Source organism: Kitasatospora sp. NPDC048194, from assembly GCF_043202455.1.
Lineage (GTDB): Bacteria > Actinomycetota > Actinomycetes > Streptomycetales > Streptomycetaceae > Kitasatospora.
On sequence record NZ_JBIDAK010000007.1, the window covers coordinates 176,708 to 189,190 of the forward strand.

At 75.0% G+C, this 12,483-nt stretch carries 11 protein-coding genes; 6 read left to right on the forward strand and 5 right to left on the reverse strand.

The window, feature by feature from the left end:
- Positions 1-437: 437 nt before the first annotated feature.
- Positions 438-1,547: a hypothetical protein gene (locus ACGF07_RS12180; RefSeq protein ID WP_392897608.1), complete on the forward strand. Its 1,110-nt coding sequence runs from the start codon at positions 438-440 to the stop codon at positions 1,545-1,547.
- Positions 1,548-1,658: 111 nt separating this feature from the next.
- Here the strand turns inward: ACGF07_RS12180 and ACGF07_RS12185 are convergent, their stop codons facing one another.
- Both ACGF07_RS12185 and ACGF07_RS12190 read right to left on the reverse strand, forming a co-directional pair.
- Positions 1,659-2,345: a response regulator gene (locus ACGF07_RS12185; RefSeq protein WP_392897610.1), complete on the reverse strand. Its 687-nt coding sequence runs from the start codon at positions 2,343-2,345 to the stop codon at positions 1,659-1,661.
- Positions 2,342-3,532 carry a sensor histidine kinase gene (locus ACGF07_RS12190; RefSeq protein WP_392897612.1) on the reverse strand — a complete coding sequence of 397 codons (1,191 nt, stop codon included), beginning with the start codon at positions 3,530-3,532 and terminating at the stop codon, positions 2,342-2,344. Before ACGF07_RS12190 ends, ACGF07_RS12185 begins: the two co-directional genes overlap by 4 nt.
- Positions 3,533-3,665: 133 nt before the next feature.
- Here ACGF07_RS12190 and ACGF07_RS12195 point away from each other — a divergent pair, with 133 nt between their 5' ends.
- The gene (locus ACGF07_RS12195) at positions 3,666-4,577 is read left to right on the forward strand and encodes an ABC transporter ATP-binding protein (protein ID WP_392897614.1); all 912 of its coding nucleotides are present in this window, start codon (positions 3,666-3,668) and stop codon (positions 4,575-4,577) included.
- Positions 4,574-5,470: an ABC transporter permease gene (locus ACGF07_RS12200; RefSeq protein ID WP_392897615.1), complete on the forward strand. Its 897-nt coding sequence runs from the start codon at positions 4,574-4,576 to the stop codon at positions 5,468-5,470. The genes ACGF07_RS12195 and ACGF07_RS12200 overlap by 4 nt, the downstream gene beginning before the upstream one ends.
- A gap of 122 nt (positions 5,471-5,592) precedes the next feature.
- On the opposite strand, the gene ACGF07_RS12205 is transcribed toward ACGF07_RS12200, so the two are convergent.
- On the reverse strand, positions 5,593-6,360 hold the full coding sequence (locus tag ACGF07_RS12205; RefSeq protein WP_392897617.1) for a tyrosine-protein phosphatase: 768 nt from the start codon (positions 6,358-6,360) through the stop codon (positions 5,593-5,595).
- 283 nt (positions 6,361-6,643) lie between these two features.
- Here ACGF07_RS12205 and ACGF07_RS12210 point away from each other — a divergent pair, with 283 nt between their 5' ends.
- The 3 genes from ACGF07_RS12210 (at position 6,644) to ACGF07_RS12220 (ending at position 9,353) form a co-directional block, all read left to right on the forward strand.
- Positions 6,644-7,474: a GntR family transcriptional regulator gene (locus ACGF07_RS12210; protein WP_392897619.1), complete on the forward strand. Its 831-nt coding sequence runs from the start codon at positions 6,644-6,646 to the stop codon at positions 7,472-7,474.
- 88 nt (positions 7,475-7,562) lie between these two features.
- Positions 7,563-8,033 carry a hypothetical protein gene (locus tag ACGF07_RS12215; RefSeq protein WP_392897621.1) on the forward strand — a complete coding sequence of 157 codons (471 nt, stop codon included), beginning with the start codon at positions 7,563-7,565 and terminating at the stop codon, positions 8,031-8,033.
- Positions 8,034-8,498: 465 nt separating this feature from the next.
- The gene (locus ACGF07_RS12220) at positions 8,499-9,353 is read left to right on the forward strand and encodes a methyltransferase domain-containing protein (protein WP_350742059.1); all 855 of its coding nucleotides are present in this window, start codon (positions 8,499-8,501) and stop codon (positions 9,351-9,353) included.
- A 181-nt stretch (positions 9,354-9,534) separates the two neighbouring features.
- Here the strand turns inward: ACGF07_RS12220 and ACGF07_RS12225 are convergent, their stop codons facing one another.
- Both ACGF07_RS12225 and ACGF07_RS12230 read right to left on the reverse strand, forming a co-directional pair.
- Entirely contained in the window at positions 9,535-11,190 is a 1,656-nt protein-coding gene (locus ACGF07_RS12225; RefSeq protein ID WP_392897623.1) for a 4Fe-4S binding protein, read from the reverse strand.
- A gap of 126 nt (positions 11,191-11,316) precedes the next feature.
- Entirely contained in the window at positions 11,317-12,228 is a 912-nt protein-coding gene (locus ACGF07_RS12230) for a diiron oxygenase (RefSeq protein ID WP_392897625.1), read from the reverse strand.
- Positions 12,229-12,483: the final 255 nt, after the last annotated feature.

Genomic DNA, 12,483 nt, shown 5'->3' on the forward strand with positions numbered 1-12,483 from the left:
CCCTCGCCGCGGGTCGACCGGTGCCGACACGGTAGGGCATCGGCGCGGAACCGGGAAGGCCCGGTGGTGGGCTTTCCGTGCAGGTCACGGGGAGGGCGGGGGCTGACCAATACGGTGTAAAGGGCACCCTCAACTGTTGAGAAACGCCTGCGCTACGCGTGTCAACGCCCTGTCAACTGCGGCCTTTTGATCTTCCATACCTTTGCCGGGTGTTCCCTTGGGCTTGGTCTTACTGTCGCCGTCGTTGACCCGGTTCCGGCGGCGGTGCTTTGCTTCCCGCCGTCGACGGTGAACGGGCCCCCATCCCCACGTCATCGGCGGGTCGTGACGGGCCGCCAGTCCTCCCGTGCCACCGTCGCCGCGCTCCCCCCTTCGTCCCCCACAGTGCCGTCCGCGCCCTACCGGTGTGCGGTCGGCATGAGAGAGGAACCCTCACGATGGGCATGTCCCCCACCTCCCGCCGGGCGCGAGTCCGGGCCCTGACCGGGCTCAGCGCGGTGGCGCTGGCCGCCGCCGGTCTCGCCACCGCCCCGGCCGCCCAGGCGACCCAGCCGGGCAGCGAGTTCGCCGGGAACAGCCACCCGTACCGGCACGGCGCCGTCTCCACCAGGGAGAGCGCCGAGCACGCCAACGCCAACTCCGCCGCCGCGGCCCGTACGACCAACCTGAAGTACGGCGGCGGCGTCGACGGCATCGGTGTCACCACCGGCGCGCCGAAGGTGTACCTGATCTTCTGGGGCTCCCAGTGGGGCACCCCGGGCACCGACGCCAACGGCTACACCACGCTCTCCGGTGACCCGAAGGGTGAGGCCGTCCGCACCCAGCAGCTGTTCAAGGGCCTCGGCACCAACAACGAGACCTGGTCGGGCGTCATGACCCAGTACTGCGAGGGCGTCGCCAAGGGCTCCACCACCTGCGCGTCCACCGCCGCCCACGTCGGCTACCCGACCGGCGGCGCGCTGGCCGGCGTCTGGGTGGACGGTTCGGCCGCCGCTCCGGGCCAGGCCACCGGCAACCAGATCGCCGGCGAGGCCGTCAAGGCCGCCGGGCACTTCGGCAACACCACCGCCGCCGCCAACCGCAACGTCCAGTACGTGGTGCTCTCGCCGACCGGCACCCACCCGGACGGCTTCAACACCTCCACGGGCAACTTCTGCGCCTGGCACGACTGGAACGGCGACACCACGCTGACCGGCGGTGCCGCCGCCTCCCCGTACGGTGACGTGGCGTTCAGCAACGACCCGTACGTGCCCGACATGGGCACCTCGTGCGGCCAGAACTACGTCAACAGCGGCACCGCGGGCCTGCTGGACGGCGTGACCATGGTGTTCGGCCACGAGTACGCGGAGACCGTAACCGACCAGAACCCGGCCGGCGGCTGGACCGACTCGTCGGGCGCCGAGAACGCCGACAAGTGCGCCTGGAAGGGCGTCGGCGGCACCGGCGGCTCGCAGAACGTGGCCTTCGCGACCGGCTCCTTCGCGATGCAGGGCACCTGGTCGAATGCGGTCAGCGCCTGCCAGATCTCGCACGCGATCGTCCCCTGACGACGGTCCGACGCACCCCGGCGCACTGACGCCGGGACAGCAGGCGCCGGGGTGGGTTGTGCGGGCCCACCCCGGCGCCCCCGCGTTTCCGGGGCCGCGCGTTTCGGGGCCCTACGAGGGCGTGACGAGCCCGAACTCGTAGGCGTGGATGACCAGGTGGACGCGGTCGCGGGCGCCGAGCTTGGTGAACAGCCGGGCGACGTGCGCCTTGGCGGTGGCCACGCTGATGGTGAGCTCCTCGGCGATCTCCGCGTTGGACAGCCCGCGGCCGACCAGGGTCAGCACCTCGCGTTCGCGTTCGGTGATGCCCTCGACGACCGGGCGCCGGGCCCGCGGGGCCTGCGGACGGGCGGCGAACTCGCCGATCAGCCGGCGGGTGATGCCGGGGGCGAGCAGGGCGTCCCCGGCGGCGACCGCCCGTACGCCGTCCAGGATGGTCTCCAGGGCGAGGTCCTTGACCAGGAAGCCGCTCGCCCCGGCGCGCAGCGCGCCGTACACGTAGTCGTCGTCGTCGAAGGTGGTGAGGATGAGCACGTGGGTGGGCAGTCCGGGATCCGCGGTGATCCGGCGGGTGGCCTCGATGCCGTCCATGACCGGGGGCACCTCCCGGCCGCCGGGCTGGGGGCGCATCCGGATGTCCATCACGGCGACGTCCGGGCGCAGCCGGGCCACCAGCTCGACGGCCTCGGCGCCGCTGCCGGCCTCGCCGACCACCTCCAGGTCGGGGGCGTCAGCGATGAGCACCCGCAGGCCGGTGCGGATGAGCGGCTGGTCGTCGACCAGGACGACGCGGATCACGGTCCCACCTCCGGGGCGGCCCCTTCGGGCAGCGGCAGTCGGGCGGCGACGCGGAAGCCGCCGCCGGGGCGCGGCCCGGCGCTGAACCCGCCGTGCAGCAGGGTGACCCGTTCGCGCATCCCGGCCAGGCCGTAGCCGGTGACGGGAGCGGCCCCCGTCGAGCCGGTGCCCTGGTCCTCGACGGTGACGGCGAGTTCCTCCGGCCCGTACTCGACGGTGACGTGGCAGTCGCGGGTGCCGGCGTGCTTGACCACGTTGGTGACGGCCTCCTGGACGATCCGGTAGGCGGCAAGGTCCACCTCGGGCGGGACGGGACGGGCGGTGCCGCGCCGGGTGAGCGCGACTCGCACGCCGGCACCCGCGGCCCTCTCCACCAGCCGGTCCAACTCGGCGATGCCCGGGGTTACTTCGAGCGGCGCGGAGTCCTGGTCCCCCTGCCGCAGCGCGCCGAGCACCCGGCGCAGCCCGGCCAGGGTCTCCCGGCTGGTGGCCTCGATGGCGTTCAGGGCGTTGCGGGTCTCGGCGGGCTGGGTGTCCATGACCCGGCTGCCCATACCGGCCTGGATCGCGATGATGCCGATGTTGTGGGCGACCATGTCGTGCAACTCGCGGGCGATCCGCAGCCGTTCGGCGGTGACGGCCTGCTCGGTGGCGCGCCCGCGCAGGGCCTCGCCGTGGGCGCGGCTCTGGTGGACGGTGTTGCCGACCAGCCAGGCGATCAGGACGGTCGCGGCGAGGCCGGTGTACGCGAGCGGGTTGACGGGGTAGCCGTTGACGGCGCCCTGGAGCCACAGCGCGGCGAGCACGGCGAGCGGCAGCGCGAGGGCGCCCAGCGAGACCGCGCGGGAGCGGACGGCGGCGCAGTAGCCGACCACGGCGTCGGCGATCAGGAACTGCAGCACCGAGGCCTCCGGGACGCGGTTCATGCCGAGCGAGAAGACGCTGCCCGCGAGCGCCCCCGCGACGGCCGCCAGCGGCTGCCGGACCAGCAGGGCCGCGACCAGCGTGGTGACCACGGCCGTGACCACCAGCGGCATGTCCTCGGGATTGCCGTGGTACTCGAACAGGTGGCGCAGTTCGTCGTCCCGCGTGAAGAACCGGAACACCACGACGACCGTCCAGAACGCCGCCACCCACACGCCGGCGGGCAGGCGTCCGAGCAGGGGAGGGCGGGCGTCGGTGATCATGGCGCGATGGTAGCCGCGGGCGTCGCGGCGGCGCATCGGCCCGCGGGCGTAATCCCGGGGGCGGGGGCCGGGGGCGCGGTTGTGGCCCGCGGCCCGATGCCCGGTCACCGCGCCGGGCGGCAGCGTTGCCCCCGTGATCGAGATCGAGCGACTGACCAAGCGGTACGGGGCCACCACAGCCGTCGACCAGTTGACCTTCACCGTCCGGCCCGGTGCCGTCACCGGCTTCCTCGGGCCCAACGGCGCGGGCAAGTCCACCACGCTGCGGATGGTCCTGGGCCTCAACGCCCCCACCGAGGGCACCGTCACCGTGGACGGCGCGCCCTTCGCCGCCAGGCCGCGCGGCCTGCGGCACGTCGGCGCGCTGCTGGACGCGGGCGACGTGCACGGCGGGCGCAGCGCCAGGGCGCACCTGTCGGCGCTGGCCCGCAGCAACCGGATCCCGCTCGGGCGGGTGGACGAGGTGCTGGCGGAGGTCGGCCTCGCCGAGGCCGCGGGGCGGCGGATCGGCGGCTACTCGCTGGGCATGAAGCAGCGCCTGGGCATCGCCGGCGCGCTGCTCGGCGACCCGCCGGTGCTGCTCTTCGACGAACCGCTGAACGGGCTGGACCCGGAGGGCGTGCTGTGGGTGCGCGGGCTGTTCCGGCGGCTCGCGGAGGAGGGGCGGACGGTGTTCGTCTCCAGCCACATGATGGCCGAGATGGAGCACACCGCCGACCATTTGGTGGTGATCGGCCGCGGCCGCCTCATCGCCGACCAGAGCCTGGCCGAGTTCTCGGCGCGCAACGCGGTGGCCTCGGTGACCGTCCGGTCGCCGGAACTCGGCACGCTGGCCGAGGTGTTGCGGACCGAGGGTGCCGAGGTACGGCGGACGGAGGCGCAGTCCGGGGCCGTCACCGGGCTGGCCGCCGAGCGGATCGGCGAACTCGCCCTGCGGCACGGCCTGGTGCTGCACGAACTCGCCACCCGCACGTCGTCCCTGGAGTCCGCGTTCCTGTCCCTGACCGCGGACAGCGTCGAATACCCGGCAGGAGAGGCCCGATGAGCACCGTGACCCCTGGCCGTACCGTGACCGACGGCCGTACCGTGACCGACGGCCGTACCTCGGGTGTCCATCCGGCCGAGCCCGCACCCCGGTTCACCGATCTGCTCGCCGCCGAGTGGATCAAGCTGCGCTCGCTGCGGTCGACGTACTGGGTGCTGGCGCTCGCCTCGCTGGTGGCGATCGCGGTCAACCTGAACGCGGTGCACACCGACCTCGTCTACATCGACCACCCGCCCGCGCCGGAGCCCGGTACGGCGCCGTACCGGTACGACCCGCTGTTCCACGGCCTCGGCAGCATCGCGGGCGACCTGATGGCGATCGCGGCCGGCAGCCTCGGTGCGATCACCGTGTTCGGCGAGTACACCACCGGCATGATCCGCACTACCTTCGCCGCGGTGCCGGACCGGCGGGGCGTGATCGCGGCGAAGGTGCTGCTGATCGGCGGGATCACCGCGCTCGCCGGTGCGGTGGTGTCGACGGCCTCCTTCTTCGGCGTCAACGCGATGCTGGCCTCCCGGCACGTCGGGCTCTCCATCACCGACGAGGGCTGCCTGCGGGCCGTCCTCGGCTACGCCGCGATCGTGCCGACCTGCGCGCTGGTCGGGATGGCGCTGGGCGCGCTGCTGCGGCACGCCACCGCCTCGATCGTGGCGCTGGTGGTGCTGATGTTCATCCTGCCGCTGATGTTCGGCGGCGACCGCTACCACTGGCTGAAGGAGATCGGCACCCACCTGCCGCTGGCCACCGTCCACCGACTCACCATCAACCCGGCCTCCGCCACCACCATGGGGAAGTACGCGCCGAGCGTGCTGGACTCCTGGATCACCATGGGGGTGTGGGCGCTGGTCGCGGTGGCGGTGACGGCGGTCGTGGTCCGGCGGCGGGACGTGTGACGCCCCGGGCGTGCGGGCGTCCGGGCGTCCGGGCGTGCGGGCCGCGGGCTGCGGGCGTGCGGGCCGCGGGCCCACCGGATGTCCCGGGCGCCGGTCAGCCCGCGCCCGGTCCTCCCGGCGGCTCAGACGGCCGGGGCCGGGGCCGCGGCCTTGGCGCGGAAGGCGCCGAGGGTGGCGGCGTCGACGCCGCAGGCGGGGAGGAACGCCGCCGCGCCGCCGTGGTGGGTGCGGACGCGGTGCGGGAAGACGCTCATCGCCTCGGCCGGGGCCTCCAGCAGGGGTGCCGGGATGGTGAGGTGCCGGCCGTCGGGCCCGGTGACGCGCGAGGAACCCGGGCGGTTGAGGGCGGTGCGGTGGCGTTCCGCGAGGTTGGCGAAGATCTCCGGGAGGGCGTCGGCGGTGCGGGCGTAGTCGGCGACGATGCGCTCGACCGGCACGTCGAGCAGGTCGAGCAGCAGGGCGGTCAGCAGGCCGGTGCGGTCCTTGCCGGCGGCGCAGTGGAGCAGGACGGCGCCCGGGCGGGCGGCGGCCTCGACGGCGGCGGCCACGGCCTCGGGGGCGGACTCGGCGAGCAGCACGTAGAACTCGCCGAGGTCGGCGGCGGTGGTCATGGTGCTCATGTGCGCGGTGAGGGCCTCGGTGGCGGGGTTCACCGGGGCGGCGACAACGGCTATCCCGGCGGCCTCGGCGGCGGCCCAGTCGGCGGGGTGGGTCTCGCGGGGATCCCGCAGGTCGACGACGGTGCGGATGTCGCAGGCGCGCAGCTGGGCGACGACGGCCTCGTCGGCGGCCGGGTAGGGCTGGGCGGAGCGGTACAGCACACCGGGGCGGATCCGCAGGCCCTCGGGGTCGCTGAGGACGGCGGAGTCGCGGAAGTTGACCAGGGGCATGCGAGGGCCTTTCGGTGGAGCCGCACGGGAGCGAACGACATCTAGATGTCTGGATGTCTAGCCCCTCCCGGGGGTGCCGGGCAAGCCTCGGCCCGTGGCACCCCTCCATCCCACCCCCGTCGGCGCGCCGCGGCGAGCCGGAGCGAGGGCGGGCGGGCCGGGTGGGATCCAAGGCGGCCGGGGCGGGCCGGGGCGGGGGCCGCGGCGAGCGAGCCGGGCTCCGGCAGGCGGGCCGGAGGGCAGCGGGCCCGGCCCCCGGGCGCCGGCTCCGTAGGATCGGTCCGTGGCGACGAACCCCCCGAGCACTCCCCCGCGCGTTCCGCTGTACCGCCGGCTGGCCCGGCGGCTCCAGGAGCGGATCGACGCCGGCGGCTACCCGGCGGGCGCGCGGCTGCCCAGCGAGCCGGAGCTGAGCGCCGAGTTCGGCGTGAACCGGCTGACCGTGCGGCAGGCGGTCGCGGAGCTGGAGCGGGCAGCCGTGGTGGAGATCCGCCGCGGTGTGGGCACCTTCGTCCGCCCGCCCGCCGTACGGGCGTCGATCACCGTGGACCCGCGCAGCCAGCGCTTCGACCTCGGCAGCCTGCACGAGGCGCTGCCCGGGGGCGACCGGGACACCACGGGCCGGGGCGACGCCGATCGGGACACCGCCGACCGGGGCGACGCCGGCCCGGGCGACGGCGAGTTCGTGGTGGCGGCGCCCGCCGTCACCGGCTCGGCGGAGGACGAGGAGGTGGCCCGGCAGCTGGGCCGTGCGCCCGGCGAGCTGTCCCGCCTGGACTCGGTGATCCGCCTCGGCGGGCGGGCCCGGGCCGCGTGCAGCTACTGGGTGCCGTTCGGCCCGCTGCCCGCCGAGCTGGTCCGGCCGGGCCGAGCCGGGAACCTGGTACTGGAGCTGGCGCGGGCCGGCGGGGTGGAGCTCGAGTACGACTGGCGGGCCTTCGGCGCGATCGGCGCGGACCTGGCGGACGCCGAACTGCTGGGCGTGCCGGCCGGCACCCCGCTGCTGGTGCGGGAGGGGGTCAGCTGCACCCCGGACGGCACCCCCGCCCTCTACGTCCGGCGCCGGATCGACGGCAGCAGCGCCCGCTTCGTGCTGCACTTCCGGGAGCGGTGAGCGACCGGCTCCGGCTCGTGCCGGCCGGTGGCGGCGCTGCCAGGGGTCACCGCCGGCCTTCACGCCGCACGGGGGTCGGTAGGACACGGTGACCGACGGGCACGAGGGCGACGGCGTGCCGACCGAACCGGCCCGGGTCCACCTCGGCATGCCGGCCGACGTCTCCCGCACCGGGCGCCTGCCGCGCCGGGAGGAACCGGAGGGCCTGCGCCGCCTCGGTGAGCGCTGCGCCGAGGCCGGTCACGGGCTGCGCGGGGTGGTCGCCCACCAGTGCCCGGCGACCGCCGCCGGCAGCGTCGGCGAGCTGCACCGGACGGGCGACGCCGTGCCGGCCGCCACCGAAGCCGCGCCGGCCGCCCTCGGCGTGGGGCACCAGCGGGCGCAGCGGCTGGCGACCCGCCAGGAGGGGGCGCGGCGGGAGTCCGTCGACGACCTGCTGTTCAGCTGCGGCGACCAGGGCCTGCTGGCGGAACGCGCGGAGCGGTTCGGGCTGCGGGCTGGCGGGCAAGGACGGCCGGTGTGCATCGCGCCGGCACGCCGGACGACGCCCGGCGCCTGAACCCGCCGACCGGGCGGCCGAGGCGCCCTGGTGCGCACCGTACTCGCGCCGCCTCCGCGCTCACGTGGCGACGGCCCCGTTGTGCCCGCCGACCACCGTGACCTGGTCCGCGCCGGGTCCGAGCGCCGGGTCCGGCGCTCGCGGCCCGTGGCGGTGGGGAGTCCGGTCAGGGCGGAGCGAGCCGGTGCGGGCAGATCGGGCACCCCGTGGGCCACGCTTCCCCCGACACCGCGCCCCCGGCGGCCCGTCCTGCGGCACCCTGCCGGGATGGTGTCGCAGCGCCGCCCCACGCCGAGGTGCTCAACCCCGTCCGGATTCACCGTGCCGGAAGAGCCCGACGGGGCCGACGGAACCGGGCCTGGGTTCTCCTGGTCGGATGGTCCGACGACCGTACCTACCCTCCCGGCGGTGGACTCCCCCGTGGCGCCGCCGGGAGCGGCGCGGGGCCGTCGGTAGCGTGTCCGCATGGGCGCTCAGGGGCTGGATCTCGCCGGGCTGCGCCGGGTGTACGGGCGGGCCGGGAGCCGGTGGTTCTACACCCGGGTGGCCCGCAACGCCCGGCACTGGGGGTGGACGGAGCCGGGGCAGTCGAAGTGGCGGTTGTGGCGGGCGCAGCGGCAGCTGGAGGACGTGCTGGGGCACAAGCTGGCGCTGCCGCCCGGTTCGCGGGTGCTGGACGCCGGCTGCGGGGCGGGCGTGGTGGCCCGGGCGATGGCCGCCCGGTTCGGCCTGCGGGTCAGCGGCGTCGACGTCCTGGACTTCCACCTGGCCGAGGCCCGCCGGCTCAGCGCCCGCACCGCACTCGCCGACCGGACCACCTTCTGCTTCGGCGACTACCACGAACTGCCTTTCCCCGACGGAGCGTTCGACGGCGCCTACTCGATGGAGACGCTGGTCCACTCCTACGACCCGCCCCGCGCGCTGGCCGAACTGCACCGGGTGCTGCGCCCCGGCGGCCGACTGGTGCTGCTCGGCCCGATGAGCACCGCACCGCTGGACGAACTGCCGCCGCACGCCCGGGCCGTGCTCGAACCGTACCTGGACGCGATGGTGATGACGGGCGCCAAGGTCTACCACGCCCGCAATCTGCCCGCGCTGCTCACCGGAGCCGGCTTCGAGGTGGAGGAGGCACTCGACGCGACGGCGTACTACACGCCCACCACCGAGGCCGTGCACGCGTACTTCCGCCTGCCCTGGGAGCTGCTGCGCCGCCTCGGCGATCCGGCGAGGTGGCTCAACCTCCGCTCCACGGTGGAGATGTACGGGGTGCGCGAGTTCGTCGCCTGGTACGTCCACACGGCCGTCAAGCCGGTGCGGTGACCCCGGCCCGTCCCGGGGGCCCGTCGGGCGCCGGAGCCACCGCGGAACTACTCACATCCGCCCAACGCGCCCCTTCCGCACCGGGTCACGTGACGTCAACCGGGCGGCCCGCGGGTGAACCCCGCGCGGGCCGCCCCGGCTCACCGGCGGGGGAAACCGCCACCGCCGTACCACCCGCTGCTCACCGCCGCCGCCCCGCCGCCAGCAGCTCCGCCACCGTGGCCAGCTTCACCCGCGGCCGCCCCTGCGCCTCGCCCCGCGCGCGCTCCGCCCGCTCCACAGCCCGCAGCTCTCGCAGGCCGACCGCGTCCGGCCGGCGCCGCCGCACCAGCCGCTCGAAGTCCTGGCGCCCCGCCGCCGGTACGGGCAGCGCCCGGGCCACCGCGTCGTCCAGCAGCGCGTCCACCGTCTCCCGCGCGCAGGCCCGGTTGGCGCCGATCCCCCCGGACGGCCCGCGCTTGGCCCAGCCCACCACGTACGCACCGGGCAGCGCCCGCCCGGTGGCCGGGTCGACGACCCGCCCGCCGCGCTGGGCGACCGTCCCGGTCCGCTCGTCGAAGGGAAGGCCGGCCACGGGCACGCCCCGGTGCCCGATCGAGCGCACCACCAGTGCGGTCCGCAGGGTGTCGCGCTCCCCGGTGGTCTCGGCCCGGCCCTGCGCCGTCATCCTGGTCCGCTCGACGGCCACCGACTCGACCCGCCCCTCCCCGAGCAGGGCGAACGGCGCGGACAGGAACCGCAGCACGATCCGCCGCCCCGGCCCCGGCTCCGCGCCGCCGTCGTACGGCACCAGCGGCAACCCGGCCAGCAGCGCGGCCCGCGAGTCCGGCGCGGCCGTCTCGATCGCCGCCCGCACCTGCGGGTGGTCCTCGATCACCAGCTCCACGCCCGGCAGCCGGCGCAGCGCCAGGAACTCCGGCCCGGTCCAGGCCGCCTGGTCGGGTCCGCGCCGTGCCAGCAGCACGACCTCCCGGACCCGGCTGCGGCGCAGCGCGGCCAGGGCGTGGTCGGCGATGTCGGTGGCGGCGAGCCGGTCCGGATCGGTGAGCAGGATCCGGACGATGTCCACCGCGACGTTGCCGTTGCCGACGACGACCACGCGCTCGGCGGACAGCTCCACGGCTTCCCCGGGCACCGTCGGGTCGGCGTTGTACCAGCCGACGAAGGCGGTCGCGGGCAGGCTGCCCGGCAGGTCCTCGCCGGGGATGCCGAGCCGCCGGTCGGCGGCGGCGCCGACCGCGTACACCACCGCGTGGTGGTGGGCGGCGAGTTCGGCGTGGCTGATGTCGGTGCCGACCTCCAGGTTGAGGTGCATCCGCAGCCGCGGGTCGTGGAACACGCTCGCGAAGCTCTCCGCGATCCGCTTGGTGGACTGGTGGTCGGGGGCGACGCCGTGCCGCAGCAGGCCGCCGGTGACGGGCAGCCGGTCGATCATGGTCAGTTCGGCGCTGGTGCAGCGCAGCAGTTCCTGCGCGGTGTACCCGGCGGCGGGCCCGGTGCCGACCACGGCGATCCGCAGGGTGCCGAGCTCGGCGGGCAGACTGCGCGGGAAGCTGGGCGCTCCCCAGGCGTGGTCGTTGGGGTGGTCGCGGAACCAGTCGCGGTTGAGGTCGCCGAACACGGTGTCCGGCCCGCGCAGCCGGTCGACCGGGAACACCGCGTCCACCGGGCAGGCGTCCGCGCAGGCACCGCAGTCGATGCACGCCCGGGGGTCGATGTAGAGCATGTCGGTGGTGCCGAACTCCGGTTCGTCCGGAGTCGGATGGATGCAGTTGACCGGGCAGACGGACACGCACGAGGCGTCGTTGCAGCAGGTCTGGGTGATCGCGTAGGCCATGGCCGGAGTGGGGTCCTCGCTGTGTCCGAACGGTCCGATTCGACGTCAGGGGATGCGGACCCGGGGGGTCCGCGCGCCTGGGGACGGCGTGCGCCTCGGAGGCGGTGCACCCCGGGGCGGGGCGCCTCAGAGCATGTGGACGCGGCGGTAGACGGCCGCCGAGCGGCTGGTGAGCAGCCCGGTCTCGGCGAGGAAGGCCATCAGGTGCCGTGAGCTGGTGCGCATCATCGCCTTGCGGTGCTCGTTGCCCTTGACCTCGGCGAGCGCCCGGGCGACGTCCAGCCCGGCCGCCTTGTACACGCCGGGGTGGACCATGCTGGTGACGATGACGTACGCGCCGACGGCGATGCCGGTGGCCGAGGTGCGGCGGCGGGCCGGGCTCGCGTGGCGCATCCGCTCGCGGATCTCCTGCCGGGCGAACTTCATGTGCCGCGACTCCTCGACCACGTGGATCCGGGAGGTGCCGCGGACGATCTCCAGGACGTTCTCGCCGCGCATCCAGTCGCGCTGCATGACGTCGAGCACCTCCTCGGCCACCAGGATTCCACCGTAGGCGAGTTCGCCCTTGGCGAGCGCCTTGAACGCGCGGCCGGCCTGGGCGATCACCTTGTTCGGCCGGTAGGCGGGGACGCCCATCTTCTGGCAGGCGCGGGCGAACATGATCGAGTGGCGGCACTCGTCGGCGATCTCGGTCAGCGCGAACTGGAACTCGGCGTTGGCGGGGTTCTTGAGGTACTGGTCGCGCAGCACCATCTGCTGGAGGATCATCTCGAACCAGATGCCGGTGTTCATGATCGAGCAGACCTCGTGCCGGGTGAGCGTGACCCGCTGCTGCTCGGTCATCTCGTCCCACAGCCGGGTGCCGTAGAGCGTGCTCCACTCCGGGTTGAGGCCGTAGTGCTCCTCCGGGAGGGGCGCGTCCCAGTCGATCTCGGTCGAGGGGTCGTAGGAGAGGGTGGCGGCCGACTCCAGCAGCCGCTTCGAGACGTCGTCGTCGGCCGCGGTGTGGCCGTGCTCGGTCTGCCAGGTGAGAGCCATGGCTGCCTCCAGGTGCCTGCCGCTGCGGGTTCCCGCTCACCCGCTTATTAGACGGACAGTACAATAAGAGCCTGCCGCCGAGAACCCCCCGCGCACCGGCATCCGGCGCACGGGAGCGGAACGCGCGCCGGGAAGGTTCCGGGCCGACGGCCCCGGCTCCCCGCGGTGGGGGCGCCGACCGCCAGGGCGCCGACGCCCTGCGTCCCACCGGTTGACGACCCGCGCGGACGACCGGCACCCGGCCCGATCCCGCTC